The 20,210-nt window shown below is 49.0% G+C and carries 13 protein-coding genes; 1 reads left to right on the plus strand and 12 read right to left on the minus strand.

The genetic code is table 11. The features are described from left to right. The 11 genes from CX650_RS11730 to CX650_RS11780 all read right to left on the minus strand — a co-directional run. Positions 1 to 3,064: tetratricopeptide repeat protein (locus CX650_RS11730; protein WP_338090226.1), on the minus strand; the 3,064-nt coding region annotated here is incomplete at its 3' end. A 12-nt stretch (positions 3,065 to 3,076) separates the two neighbouring features. Beyond that, a complete protein-coding gene (gene gapS6a / locus CX650_RS11735) occupies positions 3,077 to 3,409 on the minus strand; it encodes a GapS6a family protein (protein WP_101095915.1) in 333 nt (110 codons plus the stop codon). A gap of 128 nt (positions 3,410 to 3,537) precedes the next feature. Further along, a complete protein-coding gene (locus CX650_RS11740; protein WP_229800054.1) occupies positions 3,538 to 5,685 on the minus strand; it encodes an AAA family ATPase in 2,148 nt (715 codons plus the stop codon). Positions 5,686 to 5,708: 23 nt separating this feature from the next. After that, positions 5,709 to 6,146 carry a VPA1267 family protein gene (locus CX650_RS11745; RefSeq protein WP_101095917.1) on the minus strand — a complete coding sequence of 146 codons (438 nt, stop codon included), beginning with the start codon at positions 6,144 to 6,146 and terminating at the stop codon, positions 5,709 to 5,711. Beyond that, positions 6,146 to 6,823, minus strand: a complete 678-nt coding sequence (gene gmtX, locus CX650_RS11750; RefSeq protein WP_101095918.1) for a gamma-mobile-trio protein GmtX — start codon at positions 6,821 to 6,823, stop codon at positions 6,146 to 6,148. The genes CX650_RS11745 and gmtX overlap by 1 nt, the downstream gene beginning before the upstream one ends. Then, a complete protein-coding gene (gmtZ, locus tag CX650_RS11755; RefSeq protein WP_101095919.1) occupies positions 6,823 to 9,483 on the minus strand; it encodes a gamma-mobile-trio integrase GmtZ in 2,661 nt (886 codons plus the stop codon). The genes gmtX and gmtZ overlap by 1 nt, the downstream gene beginning before the upstream one ends. Continuing rightward, entirely contained in the window at positions 9,483 to 10,940 is a 1,458-nt protein-coding gene (gmtY, locus tag CX650_RS11760; RefSeq protein ID WP_101095920.1) for a gamma-mobile-trio recombinase GmtY, read from the minus strand. Before gmtY ends, gmtZ begins: the two co-directional genes overlap by 1 nt. A 181-nt stretch (positions 10,941 to 11,121) precedes the next feature. After that, positions 11,122 to 12,381: a glutamate-5-semialdehyde dehydrogenase gene (locus CX650_RS11765; RefSeq protein ID WP_101095921.1), complete on the minus strand. Its 1,260-nt coding sequence runs from the start codon at positions 12,379 to 12,381 to the stop codon at positions 11,122 to 11,124. Further along, complete coding sequence (gene proB / locus CX650_RS11770) at positions 12,378 to 13,496, minus strand: glutamate 5-kinase (protein ID WP_039034272.1); 1,119 nt, start codon at positions 13,494 to 13,496, stop codon at positions 12,378 to 12,380. Before proB ends, CX650_RS11765 begins: the two co-directional genes overlap by 4 nt. 185 nt (positions 13,497 to 13,681) lie before the next feature. Then, positions 13,682 to 14,974 (minus strand): NCS2 family permease, encoded by a 1,293-nt coding sequence (locus tag CX650_RS11775; RefSeq protein ID WP_039034273.1) that lies wholly within the window; start codon positions 14,972 to 14,974, stop codon positions 13,682 to 13,684. Positions 14,975 to 16,180: 1,206 nt separating this feature from the next. Next, on the minus strand, positions 16,181 to 17,716 hold the full coding sequence (locus CX650_RS11780) for a M17 family metallopeptidase (protein WP_101095922.1): 1,536 nt from the start codon (positions 17,714 to 17,716) through the stop codon (positions 16,181 to 16,183). A gap of 211 nt (positions 17,717 to 17,927) precedes the next feature. On the opposite strand from CX650_RS11780, the gene CX650_RS11785 reads away from it, so the two are divergent. Then, positions 17,928 to 19,388, plus strand: coding sequence for an aminoacyl-histidine dipeptidase (locus CX650_RS11785; RefSeq protein ID WP_101095923.1), 1,461 nt, complete (start codon positions 17,928 to 17,930; stop codon positions 19,386 to 19,388). Positions 19,389 to 19,609: 221 nt separating this feature from the next. Here the strand turns inward: CX650_RS11785 and CX650_RS11790 are convergent, their stop codons facing one another. Next, positions 19,610 to 20,104 carry a Dps family protein gene (locus tag CX650_RS11790; protein ID WP_039034276.1) on the minus strand — a complete coding sequence of 165 codons (495 nt, stop codon included), beginning with the start codon at positions 20,102 to 20,104 and terminating at the stop codon, positions 19,610 to 19,612. Positions 20,105 to 20,210: the final 106 nt, after the last annotated feature.

The following is a 20,210-nucleotide window of genomic DNA, read 5'->3' on the forward strand; positions in this document are numbered from 1 at the left end:
CATGTCGAATGTAGGTTTGGTCATTTGAATATCCTTTTGGGTGTATATTACTCAAATGACACAGATTTATGAACACTACCCTTAAAATCGTGCGATCAATATACGCTACAGCTGTTACGTTCCTTACAATATCGGTTAAGAACTTCAATGGTGTGCCAGTTCCATCAATAGCCTCACCATATTTCTCCATAAACTTAAACACCAAGTAGGTATCTGAAGGTTCTGATGAGCAACTGAGTTCCATAATATCCTGATACAGGATTGAAGCTGGAGTACCAGAGAACAAATTGTATTGGATACTTTTCTTTCTTTCCTTAAATGACAACGACTTAAGAGCTCTTTCAACAAAAGAGTTCATATTAGCAGCAGGACATCCTGAACGATGTGCCAGCTCAATCATTAAATGATCGATACAAAGTAACGGGATATCATTAGCAACTGAAAGTTGGAAGGTAGAATAAACTGTGTCATCTACCATATCTCTCATTTTCACCAAAAGATCTGGTGTATCAGCAGGTTTTAAAGCCTCTACCTGAGCACATTCAAGTAGTGTTTTAAGCCCTTGAATCAAATCCAAGCAGTCTCTTTGAATATCTTCAGATGTAATTCTATACATCCCTTTCTCAGAGACCCCCATAGACATGTAATCATCTCTTAGAATGTCCTCAATCCAAGACTCTAGAGCCCTTTTCGTTTGCTGGCATAAAACTATTTTAAGATTGAGATTAACAATGCTCGTTGCAAGTCCCATGAGAGCTAGATAGACCGCTGTGTATACATCAACAATAACTTTATCAAACTGCTCTTCACCGCCATTAAACAGTTTCATGTACTGAGTGGACTCACTTGATGAAAGGTGCATTATAGCTCCGCGAACAGGATTTCCCTTGTCGGTAAAATGACCTCTCATCATCAAAGATACGTTAAGGTTCTGTAAAACCTCATCCCTTCTTTTTTCTTCGGAAGAATATCGCCTCAAAATATTTTCAACGTAAGGAATCATTTCTCCTTCGTTAGAAGGAATAGTGAACATCCTAAAAGCATCTGTGCCGTCGTTTCCTTTATGACGTATATCTGCGGCATGCCTATAAGCAGCAACATAAGAAGGCAAGCGCTCAAGCATTGTATAAACACCTGAGGTGGTTCCTTCTTGCATCTCATTAAGTGTTTGCCCTAACGGTGATTCAATATCGAGCAATAATGGATGAGTGCAATCAACATCACGCACAAGAAGTCTCGTAAACGTTTCAAACCCATCGCTATATGTAACACCATCACAACAATGTAGTGGTATGTATGGGTTGCTAGTTACCTCTGGACGATTGCGTAAGGAATTGAGATGAATTTGCGTTAGAGCTGTTGCTACTTTATCTGGGCTTTGGGCAAACCAGTCAACCAGAACTCTGTCTGCAAGATTAATGTCTACATGGGTCGCAATTTCATTAACCAACGGCACTTTAGATTCATCGTAACTTGAGAAAATGACCTCAGGTATCTCGAAGACAATGTCACTTAGCTCTTGTTTATTGAGTCCTTTTGCTCTGGACACATGTAACAATAGATGCCATAAATAAGGGTAATTCGGTGAGATTTTAATTGCAGATCTAGTTGATTCTATTGATAAATCATACTGGTTCAGTCGCTCATATACTTGAGCTTCTCTCAAATGAATTGATGCGGTTTTATCACTAGGTTCCAAGTGCCTAATTTTGGATAGGAACAAGTCAAATTTCTCACTTTCAAATAGAGCATCAAGATAACACTGGAAAACAGGGGACACCCAAGCTTCGTCAGATAGAAAAGGAGCCAAATACTTAACTGCGTTTAGAGGCAACCCCAGCTCAATAAATTTTTCGCATAGCCGCAACATTGCATGCGGGTTAACTCGAAGAAATCTCTCTGCGTCTAACTCAAAAAAGCGCTGCGCCCTCTCGTCCAAAAGCTGCACTGCTTTCTTATTAGCACTTGAGCAAACTGAGGCTCTCAAGTACAAATCAAAGAAAGAGTTAACATAGTCATCTCCTGTATGAACTGCTCCCCCACGATCCACCCATTTGTTTACCGTATTAACCTTAATATGATCGTTTTGAAGGGCAAAATCTAAGCGTGCGAATTGTTCTAAATCTAATGAGTCAGAAACTAATTCAAATTTAGTTTCTGCGCCACTTCCACCATCAGAAAGCTGCTCTATGTATTCTGCACACACTGGGCTCATTTTCCGAATCTTATCAAGGTGCAACTTACCCTGCTCAAACAACCGATTGTCAGAAAAATGAGTTAGGCTAAGTAAGTTTATTAGGGTGGCAATGTGCCTATTATCGTCTGAATCAGCGATACTAATTAATAGTTGATTTACAAGTCTATCTACATCATTTTTCTCACGTTTACTCAGAGATACGTAGTATTTTTGCTGGTTTTGGGTCGCGAGTAGACAAGCTTCTGTATAAAGCAAAAGTGTTGCTGAGTTACTTGATGGAAAATACTCATGTAAACGTTGAACCAATTCAAAGGCCCATACGAAATCTTCAACCCTGACAGCACCACGAACTAAACCTGTCAGTTCCTGCTCGGACAAATCATAAATTTTTGCAGTTCGGTAACTATCATTGAGCTCTTCCTTGGATGCTAAACGTTCGTAGAAAACTTCTTTTGTGTATGCTCCACTAACTGGCAAATCAGAGTATCTGTCTCTAGCTAAGCTTTCAGAAGTTCTAGACTCCAAATCAATTAAAATCGAAGTAACAACTTCTCGAACGCCATCGGGGAGAGTCCCTCGGCCCAGTAGCATTACGAGCTCATTTTTTGATGGTGATTCCAGAGCATTGGCGAGTTCAACCTTTACTCTCAAAGCTTTCAGTAACAATTGGACATCGGCTTCTAGGGCACTTATTCCGAAGAGAACATTCAGCTTTTCATGAGCCTTATCTAAATCTCTATAACAAACATCACGCATGATGCTCTCTGTCACACCCATAAGGTCTCTAGCTTGAACGCTACGAATTATGCTTTCGTATTTGTTACCCGCCACATTATCGCCTAAGCCACTATGCTCTTGATTCACCATCACACAACCTACCTATTTATAGTAAACAGTTTTGTTTCCTACAACGTTGTCACCTGAACCACTATGATTCTGAGTCACTGAACCAATATTGGTATTTTGATCAGGTTTAATTAGTTTTAAAATCTCTTGTAATTCCCCTGACTCGCTCAACTTACGCTCAATTACGTGTTCACCATAGTCTTGTAAATCAAGAACGTTTACTTTCTTGGTTAACTTATTCAACACCTCATCATCAATAAGCCATCCTTGTAGCTTTTCCTTCAAATATTCTGTCGTTATTGCGACACCATTCTTGAATCCATCGTATAGAACACCCGATAGAACTGTAGAGGTTAAAAAGTCCATAACATCTCCTGATAAATAGAACCAGCAATCAATAAAATATTTTTTAATATCATATAGGTAAGAGATGTGGCGGCGCAAGAATTAGCAAGTAATAAAGCATGAAGTAATTACCGTTGACACCAAAATGTCTAAATTATCCACCCCAGTAGTTCTTTCAGATAGCTATTCCGCTTATGAGAGTGACTAGGTGCCTCGGTGATGCGCTTCATATCATCGCGACTACCAACGATATGGATTTCACTTTCAGCTCTCGTGATTGCCGTATAGAGCCATGCTCTATCTACTATTCTTCCGTTTTGTAGAGCGATGATGATGCGTGGAAACTGTGACCCTTGAGCTTTATGTAGGGTGATTGCGTAACCCAACTCCATGCAGTCGAGAACGGATTGTGTTATCTCGACCTTTTCACCTGTATCTAGCGTCACTTCACCGTAACTATCACCAGAAGGTTTGGCGTTGGTTAGCATACCAAGTGAGCCGTTCTGAATGCCTTTGTCGTAATGATTCTGCGTAAATAACACCGCATCATTCATGCGAAGGGGCAAAAAGAACTTATCACCATTAATTTCGAACTCAAGGCTAGTGCTATCTGGGTTAACGGCTTGTTGGGTGAGTTTATTGATTTCTGATACGAGTGCCCTGGTTGGAGCCATGACGCGACTGTTTTCAGGACACTGCTGGTAAAGCTCACAACAGACTTTGGCAATGTCTGTTTTACTGGTTTCGTGAAAGTGTATTGCACCTGTGCTCAGTTGTTCAGGTATCACACCTTGATTAATAAGCTTTGAGTATTCGGGGATACCCGTTGAACCTTCCTGTCTCTTAACGATGTCTAGCACCGTATTAGCCACCGCTTTTGCTTCAACGATGTCTGCCAGCACCTTGCCGCAGCCGATGGGTGGAAGTTGGTCGGGGTCGCCAGTGAATATCAATCGCACAGAGGGGTGAATGTGATTCACAAGACGATACATGGTTGGCAAGTCAATCATGCTTGCCTCATCAATCACCAGTAGGTGATTGGGTTTATCGACACTGGGTTCGATAGGGTCTTGACGCAGCAATTTGGCAATGGTTGAGGTAACAAAACCGATGGACTCATGAAGTCTCATTGCAGCGCGACCACTGAGCGCCACGGCGTGTATTTCAAATCCAAGTTGATGATATGCCCTGAGAGCCGTTCTGAGTACCGTTGTCTTGCCTGTTCCTGCACCGCCCGTAATACAGCTTACCGAATTATCCAGACACGTTGTGACGGCTTCGATTTGTTTAGGAGTTAATTCGTAGGGAAGCTCCGCAACCGCAGAGCAATACGCAGCATTGGCGCTTTCATCAAACAAGTCATTTCGCTTAATCAGTGTTTTTAAGCGCTTGACAACGACACTTTCCATCAGAAGTTGGGCCGTTGGATGGTAGGCTCCTGTGTCGGGGTTTAAAATGTACTGAGCTTTATCATGGCCTGATTGGAACGCCTGAGTGACCAGTGCTTTGTCTTTTAGTAGCTTGTTTAGATAAGGGCGCACATTGGCATGAGTGGTATAGGTGTGACCTTTTTCAATCTCCTTGCGAATCGCCATTTCCAGAGCAGCGCTGAGCCTTCTTGGGTCATCCTTCGCAACATCGCTCTTAAAATCCGTTAACTTGATAATGTCTTCAATGGCACTGAACGAAAGACCAAAGCCCATCAAAGCATAAGGATTATCCTTGATAACATCGATGGAGGCTTCACCGTGATGCTTGAGCAGCCGTTGCTGCACACTGGCAGGGATGTTGTACTCGCTCATCCAGTTGCAATGAGCCAGATTTTTATATTTGGCGTACCCCTTAAAGAGCGTTTCCACTGAATCGTCACTCAAAATCGATGTCAGACGCTTTCTGGACTCTGGGGTGTCATTTCTCAGTGTGGCATGGAAGTCTTTACCCAAGAGCTGCCAGAGCGCTCTAGCTTTGCTTTCGCCAATACCCTTGAAGTCACTTTCTCTGGCGATAAAGCGTATCAGTTGCTCACCTGTTTCGGGTAAAGTGCATTCAATATGCTTGGGTGATTCATAAGTGTGCTGCTGCATTACATAATCACCCATCTCCATATTTTCTATCTGGCGAGCACCTTTGACTGACCAATGCTGACCCAGCGTTGGAAGTACAGGGATGCTATCGGGGTCGGCTTTGATGGTGACGTAATACTTCCCACTATTGGTTTTGTAAGAGTCTTTCGCCAGCGGTACACCGCTGAATATCACCATCTTGGTCGAGTGATAAGGGATACTGGTGACACGCATTTGGTCTTCATGCAAAGCGGTATTCATCGTGGCATCAACCCCATTTCGGATAAGGTTTCAGATAGCTCACCAAAGCGCTCAAGTCGCTTTTCAAGCTCCTTGACCTTGGCTTTCAACTCGATGTTTTCAGCCTCTAATGAAGACACCCGCTTTGAATCGAGAAGCATTCGATTTGCTGTGTTGTCGTAGAGCTTGGGCTTATCCGCATTCTTCTTGGCAGCGTCCGTAAGAGGTGGCAGAACACCTCTCTCACGTAACTCACCCTCTAGGGCTTTAAGTGCTTTTTTGAGGGCTGGATTTTGGTTTAACGCCGATTTTCCACAACCAATCCCCTTTGCCACTTCAATACGATTAAGCTGACCTCTAAACACGATTTGTTTGAAGTCATGGTCAGTCTGTGTGGCCTTCCAGACCTCAAATGCTTCAAGGTTTTGCTGCGCTTTCTGCTGCCCACTTGCCATTAGTCATCAACCTCACCCAATAGTTTGCGAAGCCCTGTGATAAAGCCTCGCGGGAATATCTCGACATTGAGTTCAGTGTCTTTCACCTGTCCCGCCTGAGTGGTTTGCCAGCCGTTCTTTTCCATACATTCATTGGATACGGCATACGCTAAGGCTCTTTTCTCCGATTCAATGAGTACGCCTGATAGGGATGGCAGCACTTCCACGTTTGGTTCTGTGGTGGTGTCAAACTGCCGCACAGGGCGTTTGTCGATGGTGATATTGGCGTGTTGCTTGAGCAGATTAACCTCTTTGCGGTAACGGTTACGCTCGGCAATGATTTGACCAAACAAGGCGCGAACCGCAGGGTCTGGGATACGCTCTAACAGTTTATTATCCGCAGGGATGGATTTAGACCTTGAGGTGTTGGATAACGGTTTTTTGGTACTGGTATTGTACTTTGCCGCCCATGCTTCGATGAGCGTTCGGTAGTGCTTGTTACGGGTAGCACGCAAAGCCTCATACGCCAATCCGCCATTTTCAGCAGACACTCGACCAATTTGGGTAATGGAGAAGTCGCGCTGACCTGATTCCGCATAGGCTTTCAGTGTGTCGTTGAGCTTATCGAGGTTTTGCTGAGTGCGAGGCACTTTGCCTTCTTTTAAGTCAGCCAGAATGACATCAATATCCAATTCCATTAGTCCTCCAATAAGTTCGGCAGTGCTATGCCATCTAGGTTAATGGCTTTATCAGTCAGAGCATGAATACCCTCAGAGAACAGCTTGTTATCGATCAGGTATTCACCCGCTTCGATGTAGCTCGCCACCTTGCGGTAGCCTTCAAGTTTGTCGTCAGGGTCGGCGATTTTTGCCATCTGGCGCAGCATGGCATTGGCGGCGATAAGCTGTTGTTTGTCGTCCATTTCCATGAAAATCGGCTCAAAGCCTTTTTTCATCAGCACACGGCTTAGTTGCATTGAACGCTTTTGAATTGCAGGGGTTTTACGCAGTTCGTCCTGCAAATCAGGGTAGAACTCCGCGTCATCACAAAGCAGCGATAGGTGCAGTAACTCTGAGTCGGTTTCGATAAATTTCAAGGCATGGCTGACATCTTGCTCAGAGCCAACCGCAATCAGTTTATCTTTGGTATCATCCTCATGTCTGGCTTCTTCGACGCAAATGATTTTGTTGATAAGCTCAAAGCACGCTATCCAATCTTTGGCGTATTCATCGGCTTCGACTTGCTGTTTTTCATAGCGGCGCTGTAGTGCTTGCAGTTCATCATGCTTGATGAACGGCTTACCTTGCTCTTCACAAAAGAACTGTTCATCTTTGAGGGCTTCCAGTTCACCCTCAATTTCCACAGAGAGATTAGCCGCTTGATGCGCCTTGTAACTCAGTTGATTGAAGTGGGCATTAAGCGCAGGAAGATATCGAGCCTCGGTAATAAACCAGCGGCAGCGGATACAGTTTTCAGCGCCGTGGGGTACGCTGCCGTAGATACGGCTGGCAGCAAATTTTGCATCATTAAGCAACCCACCACCGTTCCAACAACCACCAAGGGTACTCACTTCATCTGATTTGACGGTGTTACCTCCGACCAAGCACAACCCACAGGAGCGTTCTTCCCAGCCAATCGGATTGCGATTAACCAGTGCCGCCTGAATGCTATCATCACTGTGATACACCATCTTGCATTGGATTTGCTCCATCGAGGCATCTTTAAGGAAGTTACGCACCGATTGTTTGGATTTCGCATCCAACTCACCATGTGCTTCATCCATCTTCTCTGCCATCACGGACGGGGTGATTTTGTTGTAGTAGATGGTCATCAACAGGCGCGTATGACCCGCCAATAGTTTAGAAATCACAGGCAGTGGCAATTGCGTGTCCATCGTATAAGCGGTGATGAGCGAGACACGTAAACTGTGCAGGGGAAAGAGTGTGGCAACCTTATCCCGTTTTGGCGTACCCTCTGGGTAGTCCACAACCAGTTTTAACCGTTCGCCGTTATCTAGGGTATTACCACGTTCTGCGAGTTGGTTTTCAAATGTAAGTAGGAGTTGATACCAGAAAGCATCTGTCGCTGTGTACGAAATTGGCTTGTGCTTGTCCTCACCTTTTGCTGATGCATCGCGAAACAGAAATGCAATTTCCCCCATGCTTTCTAGTTGCTTTTCAGATTTTTTCTTACGAGTGTGCTTTGGTAGCAGGGTTGTGCAGTCGGTGGGCTTTGCTATCGGATTGTATTTTTCTTGCCAGTTACGCAGTTTTTCCAGCCAGTAAAGCACTTCCTCGTTTTGCCACGGGATGATGTAACCACGCTCCAGTTCGTCTTTGTTCTGGTCGGCAGTCTTGTTGGTGTTGATGTATAGACCTGTTGAATACAGCCCTGTCATTGTGTCGTGAATGCGGCGGAAGATGCCTTTCCCGAACGGGCGCTTCTCGCTGCCAAGGGCAAAGTCATGTTTGGTGTTGAGCGCCCATTGACCTTGCTCATAGCGCCATGTATCAGCCTCACCGCTGTCTAGCATACGCACCTGATAGGTACGCAGTGGTAGGTGGAGCTTCATGAAAATCACCATCGCTTTGACGGGCGACCAGAGTTGATGAACGGTGATTTTATTACCTTTGCGAGTCACTTCTTTGCTGCGCCACACACAGTCAGGGTCGGACTTATTAATCAGCTCAGGTTCGACTTCAAACCAGTCACCACCTTGAGTTTGTCCTTGCCCTGTCTGCTGCTGCGCCCAAGTCCAGTGCTTGAAATGGCGGTAGTGATAAGCTGGAAGCAAGGATTCATCATCCTTAAGATTTTTCTCAATGACGGTCAGCTCAGTTTTATCTGGTAACGGGCAAAGGATTTGACGCAAGTCCTGAATGTAGCTATATGGCAAGGGATTGCGAACGGTTTCAGTCGCACTAGCTTGTTTTTTGATTTTGCTGAGAGGGTTTTGAACTAGTGGGATTAGCTTTCCATGGTCATCTTTCTCAGAGAACACCTTCTCAATAACAAAGTCGATGAAGTCACAAGGAATATTCACGCTCGATGAAATTTCAGCCGCATCTGTAAGTCGACCTTTTGCTAGTTTCTCCAACTCTTCACTGGAGCATTGATGTCCTTTATAGCCCTTAAAAAACAAAGACATGTTATCAATAGCATAGGGTGCACATTCAGCAATATAAGACTCAAAGAAGCGGCTTAACGCCTTCTGCTTGTGAGCAACGCCAGATGTTTGTGTCGCCATCCACTCTGCTGCCAATGCCTGCCACTGCTCCCACTCAGCACCAAGTGTGGTCAACATCCATGAGAAGGTTAAATCCGATGAACGTCCGTCATATCTTCTTTTTTTCGCCATTACTTACCTCTCAATTTTGGATGTTTGCCAGTGAAATAACCCTGTGGGTCGATGTCGTCAAAGCCGTGCTCAACCAGCGCTTTCCAGTCGAGCGCTTTGACTTTGGATTCAGGGTTTGCCAGTTGCAGTGTCGCTCGGGTCAGTTCGTCAGAAACTTCCTGCTGACCTTTGCCTGTGTAGGGGACTTGTGATTCTAAGGACTTGTGATGCATACAACGTCGAATCACCAACGGGTTTAACCCTGAGCGTTCTAATCGTCTACCGTAGTTGTGTCGATGCCCATGCGGATCTAAGCCCTCTGCCTTGCTCGGTTCTAAACCAATGCGCTTCAAGCCATTTGCATAGTTATCATGAAAAGCATTGATGGTGTAAGGGTTGCCTAACGCGCTGTGATGAAAAGAAATAAACGCATAAGGGTGGTGACAGTCGATGCTGGCGCGGTACTTTTGATAGTTTTTCCAAAGTGACATAAACACTTTGCCGTAGTCGGTTGGGAACCACTGAACCTGTATGTAGTTATCTTTATGGTCAACCACACGGTTTTTCCAACCGAGATGCGCGGTGCCTTTCATGCGCTGTCGAGGGATACGCGCATACTTTTCTTTTAAGTACGTCTCTCTATTTTGATTTTTAGAACGAACTTCAGGGTCATTTGGCGCTTTGCCATCGACTTCATTGTAAATTCGAACGATTGCACTATATGGGTTATTGGGATCTTCAAATACATCTGTCACCCAAAGGGTTAAAGCCTCGCTTTCGCGTAGTCCGCCACCGTGCATGAGTAGGAGTATTAATTTGTCCCTGAGTGCTACTCGTGGATCGCTTGCGCCACCAATACCGTTCTTATAAAAATCTTCCCAATGCCTTTCAGGAAAGGCGATAGCATCATCTTCGGTTTTGGTGAGTGGTGTGCGCCCCTTAATAGTTCGCGCCTTACGGATGGTTTTATTGACGGTCTTATCTTCAATATGACCAAGGAAGTCATTTTGGTTTTTTCGATACCATGCAGCGTAGTTCAATCGCTGCTCATGCGGGGTGGCATCACGCAAGGGATTCATTAACACAGTGCCTTGCTTATTTGCCAACCAATCGGTGAATGCCGTCAATCGATGAATATGCTTATTCACGTTACTGGTTGAGCTTGGCACCCAATATAAACCAGAGGGGTCAAGTCCATCTTCACCAATCGTTCCTGTATACAACCGCTTAGAAAAGGTCTGAAAGAGCAACTTCGGATCGTCAAACAATCCTCTATTTGCTTCCATATAATCCAGCAACAAGGACACCGCTTGAAGAAATCCATTCATGACGGAGTTACTCACCCCGTCCGCCTCTAACTTGAGTAGGTAGTCCGTGACCGTACCTAACTCTCCTTGCTCAGTTAGCAAGATAGGCAGTTGGCTTTTGATGCCCGTATTGTCCTCTACAATCGTCGCTCTGACTTTTACTGATGACAAATTATGCTTTCCCTATACATGTCGTACACACTATTGACTATATACCTATAATGTTGATTGTGCAATAAAAAGGCAGATTTCTCTGCCTTAATACACAATATACACCCTTTAAGTTACTATATATAACAACTGCGGGGCTTTGTTATATGTGGCTCTGAATACCTTTTACAAGAAGTAAACACTAACTTCTGGCGGTGTAATCACCGACACCCAACCACTTGTAGGTGGTCAGTGCTTCCAGCCCCATGGGGCCTCTGGCATGCAGTTTCTGAGTACTGACAGCCACCTCGGCGCCCAGGCCAAACTGGCCGCCATCGGTGAAACGGGTGCTGGCATTGAGATAAACCGCCGCCGAATTCACCTGGTTCATAAACTCGGTAGCGGCGATGATATCATCCGTGAGGATAGCCTCAGAGTGACCGCTGGAATAACGGCGAATATGGCCTATGGCCTGCTGGATATCATCGACCACCCGGATCCCCAGATTGAGGGATAACCACTCGGTAGCAAAGCTATCCTCACTGGCGGCGGCCACTTGCTCAGCCCCAAGAATCGCTACAGTCTCAGGGCAGCCTACCAGCTTAACTCCGACATCGACTAAGGCCTTGGCCACCTTGGGCAATGCCTCCTTGGCTATCTGCTTGTGCACCAACAGAGTATCGAGAGCGTTACATACGGTTGGCCGCTGCACCTTGGCATTGAGGATGACAGGAATGCCCTTCTCCAGATCGGCCGCCTTATCCAGATAGAGATGGCAGATGCCGATACCGCCGAGAATAACCGGGATAGTTGCCTGCTCGGCGCAGAGCCGCTGCAGCTTGTCGCCGCCGCGGGGCACTATCATATCCACATATTGATCCAGCTTGAGCAGGCCGGTAACCAGGGTACGATCCGGGTTATCTATAAGCTGCACCGCATCTTCCGGCAAGCCACTGGCTTTAACGCCCTGGCGAATCGCCTTGGCCAGCGCCAGGTTGGATTTCAGGGTTTCCTTGCCGCCACGGAGGATCACCGCATTACCGGTTTTAAGGGCCAGCACGGCGATATCCACAGTCACATTGGGCCTGGCCTCATAGATAACGCCTATCACCCCCAGTGGCACGGCGCGGCGACACAGGCGCAAGCCGTTATCCAACACCCGGCTGTCATACTCGCGGCCAATGGGGTCGGCAAGGGCAATCACATTGTCGATATCGGCTATCACTCCGGCCAAGCGCGACTTATCCAGCAGCAGCCTGTCTATCATGGCCGCGTTGAGACCGGCCTCTTTGGCCGCGGCGACATCCAGCTCATTGGCCGCGAGAATAGCCGCTTCATCGGCCTTGAGAGCGGTAACGATATTGTGCAGCAATTGCTGCTTGGCGGTGCCGGAAAGATTGGCCAGGGCAAAGCTGGCTTCCTTGGCCTTTTGCCCCAGTTGTTGCAGATATTCAGCTGTCATAAAACCACCATGTCGTTGCGGTGCACTATTGCATCACCATAGTCATAGCCGAGCAAGGATTCAATGTTATCTGAATGCTGGCCCGCGATACGTTTGAGGGCCACGGCGCTGTAGCGACAGATCCCCCGCGCCAGTTTACGGCCCTTGGGATCCAATAGTTGCACCGTGGCGCCACGTTCAAACTCGCCCTCGACAGCAATAATCCCCTTGGACAGCAGACTGCGGCCCTTTTCGGTTACCGCCCGCACCGCGCCTTCATCCAAAGTCAGTTTCCCCTTGGCCTTGGGTCCGGCAAGGATCCACTGTTTGCGGCTCTCCAGCGGGGTTTCGATGGCGCAGAAGTGAGTCCCCACTGACTCGCCGGCAACGATTTTTTCTATGGCGTCCGGATGATGGCCCGAGGCGATAACCACCTCGATACCGGCGCGGCGAGCTATGTCGGCCGCCTCCAGCTTGGTAGCCATGCCGCCGGTACCCAAACCGGAAACCGAGCCGCCGGCCAGTTGCCGCAGGCTGTCATCGATATTGACCACTTCGCTGATCAGATGAGCATTGGGATTATGGCGCGGATCGGCATCGAACAAGCCTTTTTGGTCTGTCAGCAGGATCAGCAAGTCGGCATCGCACAAAAGCGCTGCGCGGGCAGACAGGTTGTCGTTGTCCCCTACCTTGATCTCATTGGTGGCAACGGCGTCGTTTTCATTGATGATGGGGATAATATTCTGTTTCAGCAGCGCATTCAGGGTATCTCTGGCGTTGAGATAGCGCTCGCGATCGTGCAGATCCGCCCGGGTCAGCAGCAACTGCCCCACGTGCAGACCATAAATACTGAACAACTGAGCCCAGGCCAGGATCAACTGGCTCTGGCCCACGGCCGCGAGCAACTGTTTGTTGGCCATAGTATCCGGCAACTCCGGATACATCAGGTGCTCGCGCCCGGCGGCAATGGCGCCGGAAGTACACAAAACCACTTCGATACCGGCGCGCATTAAGGTCGCCATCTGCCTGGCCAGCTCGACCATATGGGCCTTGTCCAGGCGCTTGCTGCCGGAGGTAAGCACACTGGTACCCAGTTTTACCACTACCCGGCGGTAGCGTGTGTCACTCAAGTTCATCACTTGTATTTACTTAAAAAAGTCGGGGATAAATCTTATACCCAATCCGTCGCCGGATTCCTAGCGGCAGTCGGCATTCAAGCGGACAAAATCGTTATTTATTGCGATATCTCATACAAAAAGGGCCATACAAAGTATGACCCTTAATAAATGCAGTTTATAAAGCAGATGCTCGCGCTTTAGCCTTAACCGCCGTAGGCAAACTTGAGAATAAACAGCAGCGCCAGTGCCACCACCCCGGCATTGAGATCGCGAAAACGGCCGCAGAGAAGTTTAATCGCCGCAAAGGCGATAAAGCCAAAGGCGATCCCCGTGGCTATTGAGAAGGTCAATGGCATCAGCAGGCAGACCACCACCACAGGGGCGGCTTCGGTCAAATCTTCCCACTCCACATGCACCAGGCCAGACATCATCAGAATCGCCACATAAAAGAGGGTGCCCGCGGTTGCATAAGCCGGCACCATACCGGCCAGCGGCGAGATAAAGAGTGAAGCCAAAAACAGCAGCCCGACCACGACGGCGGTCAAGCCGGTACGGCCACCGGCGCTGACGCCTGAGGTACTCTCGACATAACTTGTGGTGGTCGAAGTACCCAGCATGGCCCCGGCAATAGTGGCAGCGCTGTCGGCGGTCAGGGCGCGATTGAGTCTTGGCAGGCGGCCCTTATCATCCAGGAAACCACCACGCTGCGCCACGGCCACCAAGGTGCCAGAGGTATCGAACAAATCCACAAATAAAAAGGCGAACACTACGGAAATCATGCTGATCTCCAGCATGCCGGAGAGATCCATCTTCATAAAGGTAGGCGCAATGGAGGGCGGCATGGATACCAGGCCACTATATTGCACATCACCAAAGGCCAGCCCTAGCAGAGTGATGGCCAGAATGCTGAGGATCACCGCCGCCTTATATCCACGCTGAACAAAAGCGATGATCAAGAAGAACCCCAATACCGACATCAGTGCCGGAAATGCGGTGATATCCCCCATACTTACCAGAGTCGCCGGATTGGCAACCACAATACCGGCACTCTTGAGGCCAATGAGCGCCAAAAACAAGCCGATACCTGCGGCAATACCGAGGCGCAGCGACATAGGAATAGAGTTGACCACCCATTCCCGAATTCGTACCAGGGAGAGGATCATAAAGCAGATCCCGGAGAGGAATACGGCGCCAAGCGCGGTTTCCCAGCTGTAACCCATTTCACCCACAACTGTATAGGTAAAAAAGGCGTTGAGACCCATTCCCGGCGCCAGGGCGATGGGATAGTTGGCCAAAAGCCCCATGACCAGACAACCTATCGCCGCCGCGATACAGGTCGCCACAAAGACTGCGCCCTGATCCATACCGGCATCAGCCAGCATTGAGGGGTTAACGAAGATGATGTAAGCCATGGTCAGAAAGGTGGTTAGACCCGCCACAGCTTCCTGCTTCAGAGAGGTTTTGTTTTGTTTTAACTTGAACAGTTTTTCCAACATGGAACCAGGTTCCTTGAATTTGAGTGTAGGGAGGTTTGTGACACTTCTTTAACGAGGTCATCGGCGGCAGATTATAGGGAGTTTGCGCTGATCAGACCAGCACCAGAGTACTTAGTCGGCCTGTGGTATCCATTAATTGCCCACCAGCTCACAATTTATTCACATTTTGCTGCGAACAAAAAAAAGCCTGCTCAAAGAGCAGGCCAAGACATGTATCAAGCACCCAAAAGGGAAAGAGTCTACCGCGCTAGCGGGTAACACCTGGCAACAGAAGCAAAACCTCTATTGCAACTTGAGTCTAAATACACCACAAAGTGGTGAACAAAGGTTGATGGATGATGGAACTACTTAAAGGGGTAGTCAGCCCTTAAAACTCATGGCGAACATGCCGCCGCGCAAAACCTGACAATCAAACCAGGTGTTGCTCCAATAAACTAGGTTGTTTTTGCCTGTGTAAGACATAGCCGATACTCCTAACAAAGTTGTGAAATAAATACTCTAGTGAAGCTTGGCTCGGTTCCCTGGAACTAGAGGTTCTCATATCCGTGGAGACAACTTGTCACTCATTTCCCTGGAGATAGTTATCCATCCTGGATTGACTAGAGGTGGAAGGCGCTTGCCTAACCAACGAGAGCTATTATAGCCATTTGTAATTTTATTACAAGTATCAAGGCTAAAAATTTAAAACGCGCCTAAAAATGTAAGCCAATTACATAAACGTTACACAAGATTTACCCATGGCACTTAATGATACACTTCGAAACACAATGAAGAAAAAATATTACCACTTGATTTTAAAGAAATAATAGCAAAACAAACCAAACCAACCTCATCCAGATTAAGTAAAATCTAACGCTGTAATTGACTGTCAGTCAGCGCCCAAATGTTAGTCTCCCAACGGAGGTAAAAGCGTGATCTCAAAGAGGTAAGACCAGTTAAAGTGAATTAGATCACCCGGTTACAGGATTGGCTAAAAATCCGTCTGAAAGTTTTCTGTTGTTTTCAGGGTTCGTAGTGGATGACGATTCAAACAGCTTCAAATCAGCTCTGACCCAACCGCTTGCAGTGGAAAACTTAGACAAGATAGCGCCTAGCAAATATCGGGGCTAGGTAATGCCAATATAGCGGTCGCCAAATGAACAAAAGCCAACGGACAGAGTACAGGGATAACCCGGCCGACGACATCGACCGGGAGGCGTTGAGGGCTTACTCAGTCATATAGGCAAACAACCCAAGCAGCGGCGCCGCCGTAGGTTTGCCATAGAGGGGATCACCTTCTGTGGCACTGCCGGCAATATCCAGATGACTATAGGCCATAGGCTGAGCGTCTTTTACCCCGTGTTGTGCCAATCCGGAAGCCTTTAGCAGGAAGGCCGCCGGATACTGGTGCCCTCTGGCGGTAACCGATGAGGGCGCATTATTGGAAGAAAGTAGCTCTGAGGCACCGGAAACATCACGCACCTTGGCAAAATCTTCCTTACGCAAACGGGACAGCTCCAGCCCCTCACCGTAACGCTCGGCGCTGGCTTGCAACCGCTTGGGCAATGCCTGTTGCTCGGCAACGGCGTTGGCTACTATCGCGCTGTAAGATCCATAGGCTCGCACCACATGGCCGGTCAGGGTTGCCACAGAGAACAGCTCGGGCGCCGCACTGCCCTGCGCCTTTAAACGCAGATGGGACAGCAAGTCGGCCAGCACCAAGCGCCCTTCGGCATCGGTATTGCCGATCCTGACCCTGACACCCGAATGGGCTGTGATGATTTCGTCCGTAACAAAGGCTTCGCTGCCTATACTGTTGCGTACCAGCCCCAGTTCAGCCACCACGCGAATGCCTTTGGGCTTGAGTAATGACAAGGTCTTCATCAAACCGGCCACGGCAGCCGCGCCGCCCTTGTCACGGCTCATACCGGCCATGGCGCCGGCCACTTTCAGATCGGCGCCGCCTGTGTCATACACCACGCCCTTACCGGCAAAGAAATAACTGTGCTGGATGTCACCTTCGCCGCGGTACTCCAATTTAACGACTCTGGGCTGATGTCTGGCCACGGCAAAAGAGGCTCGCGCCACGGCACTCAGCAAGGGATAGTCCCGCTCCAGAATGTCTCTGTCTTCCACGACCTGCAGCGACAGCCCTGAATCTTTAAAGGTGTTGAGGCAGTAATCAGCAAAGGCAGGGGCGCCCATGCGCTCGGGCTCAGTGCCGCAAAGATCTCTGGCAAGGTTGCGGCCGGCTTCAATGGCATTGAGCATGTCGGCATCGGCGCCGTTCAGCACCCCTATGGCTTCTATGGCTTCTATGCTGTCAAGGGCGGTGCCCGCTTCCCGGGCTTCCAATGGTTGCCATAGCTCCTGCGCCATTGCCAACGCCGCAACCAGATCGGCCTTGGCGTATTCATCGCCCAAGGATACAGGCTTATCGACCCACAGCAGCGGCCTTTTAGCTCCTGCGTCTCGGGCGATGGCGATACCTGCCCTGGCAGCATTGGCAAAGGCGCGCACATCGTCATAATCGCCAAGCGGCGCGACCGGGGCGATAATCAAGCGGCCACCGGCAAGCCCGGGAGCAAACAACAGGGTCGGGCTCTTGCCCACCCGTTTGTCGACTTGAGCTCCGTGGGAGGCCAGTATCGCCACCTCTTCGATTGGACACGCCGTCACATCGGCGCTGACCACCAGCAATGCATCCCAGCCTGCCTCACTGAAAATTGCATCCTGGTCAGTAACATCAATAAATTCAACCATGACCCATCCTAATTATTTTTTATTGGCGCCCAGCATTATTCCCTTTCCGGCGCCGGATTACCATTATCTGGCTGGCAAGTTTCGCTGCCACAAATAAACAATTGTCCCAACTGGGTTCTGCGCCCTTAGGCCGCTGTGTGATAGACTGGTGACAACTCGCGCTTGGCCCGTTCCAAGCCCGCCAACCAGACGAAAAGATCAGGAGTTTGCTGTGTCCAGTCTCAGCCAATTGCAACCTCAGCCGCTATGGCAGTGGTTTGAACAAATCTGTGCCATTCCTCACCCATCCAAGCATGAAGCCGCGCTCAGCCAGTATATTCAGAGCTGGGCCAAAGACCGTCAGCTTGAAGTTATCGAAGATAAAGTCGGTAACCTGATTATTCGCAAAGATGCCACTCCCGGGATGGAAAACCGCAAACCCGTGGTGATCCAGGCCCATATAGATATGGTGCCGCAGAAAAATGCCGATAAAGAGCATGACTTCGTCAAAGATCCGATCCAGCCCTGGATTGATGGCGACTGGGTCAAGGCCCAGGGCACGACTCTGGGTGCCGATAACGGCATAGGCATGGCATCGGCGCTGGCCATTCTCGGCAGTGACGATATTCCCCACGGGCCGCTGGAAGTGCTGCTGACCATAGATGAAGAAGCGGGTATGACAGGAGCCTTTGGCCTGGAAGCCGGTATGCTTCGCGGTGAAATCCTGATCAACACAGATTCAGAGCAGGAAGGCGAAATCTACATGGGCTGCGCCGGTGGCGTGGATGCCGAGATCGCCCTGCCAATGGTCTGGGAAGCCACAGGCGAGGGTTTCCAGGCATTCAACCTGACGCTCTCCGGGCTCAAGGGTGGCCACTCGGGGGTGAACATTCACCTGGGACGAGGTAATGCCAATAAGCAGCTGGCCCGTTTTCTGTTTGAACACAGCGAAAGCCTGCAGCTGGAACTAGCCGAATTCAACGGCGGCTCGCTGCGTAACGCCATTCCCCGTGAAGCCAGTGCCACTATTCTGGTACCGGCCGAACAAGCCACAGCGTTGAGCGAAGCCGCCGCGGCTTTCCAGGCGCTGCTTAGAGAAGAGCTGGCGGTTGCCGATCCGGCCGCTTGCCTGACTCTCACCGAAGTGCCGCTGCCTGCCAAGGTGATGAGCGAGCAGAGTCAGAACACTCTTATCGATCTGCTGCATGCCTGCCCCAATGGTGTCATGCGGATGAGTGACGAGATTGAAGGCGTGACCGAGACCTCACTCAACCTCGGGGTGATCAATACCAGCGAACAGGATGTCAAACTCCTGTGCCTGATCCGCTCCTTAATTGACTCTGGTCGCAGCCAGGTTGAAGGCATGCTGATCGCCCTGGCCAACCTGGCCGGTGCCGAGATTGATCTTTCCGGCGCCTACCCAGGCTGGAAGCCAGACAGCCAGTCTCCTGTAATGGCGATTGTGCGCGACACCTATCAGGACATCTACCATAAAGAGCCGGTGATCATGGTGATCCATGCCGGTTTGGAATGTGGCCTGTTCAAGGAGCCCTATCCGGCCATGGATATGGTGTCTATCGGCCCCACCATACGCTTCCCCCACAGCCCGGATGAAATGGTGAATATCACCACAGTGGGCCAATACTGGCAGCTGCTGTTGGCGGTACTGGAACGTATTCCCGAAAAGGCCTGATACCTTGATTAAGACACTTAAGCCTTGAATAGATAGCGCCAAACGACTTGGCGTGGCAGCCAGGCGACAAGTGAGTGGCTCTCCATCAACATGGGCAAACTATGTGATTGGGGTAAGCGAACCTTGCCAACACAAATGCCACTTCAATAAAGGCAATTAAAAAAAAGCCGCACCGGAGCACTCCGGGGCGGCTTTTTGATGCGTAGCGCCTAGCGTTTAGGCTATTCCTCCAGCAAGCTACGCAACATCCAGGCAGTCTTTTCATGGACTTCCAGCCTGCGGGTCAGCAGATCGGCGCTCGGCTGGTCATTGGCCTTGTCGATAACGGGGAACAGATCTCTGGCGGTGCGGGCCGTGGCCTCCTGGGCTTCAACCAGATGTAATATCATCTCATTGGCAGAGGGCACACCTTCCACTTCCTTGATGGATGCCAGGCGAACAAACTCTTTATAAGTCCCGGGCGCCGGATACCCCAGGGCGCGGATCCGCTCGGCAATTTCATCCAGCGCATTCCACTGCTCTGTGTATTGATCCATAAACATCTGATGCAGGCTGTTGAACTGTGGGCCTTTGACGTTCCAATGGAAATTATGGGTCATCAGATACAGGGTATAACTGTCGGCCAGCAGCGCGGAAAGCCCCGCGACAATTTTTTTACGATCTGCATCATTGATGCCTATATCTATAGTGGGTGCCTTGACTTTCTTGGTTGCCATATACACTCCTTTTGCTTGTTGGCGATAGTCGCACTCAATGGCGACTAAAGATAAATAGCTATAACAGGGTGGAGGCTTGCGCCCCCATAAACTGTGATCCACTACA

Origin of the sequence: Shewanella indica, assembly GCF_002836975.1 — a bacterium.
Classification (GTDB): domain Bacteria; phylum Pseudomonadota; class Gammaproteobacteria; order Enterobacterales; family Shewanellaceae; genus Shewanella; species Shewanella indica.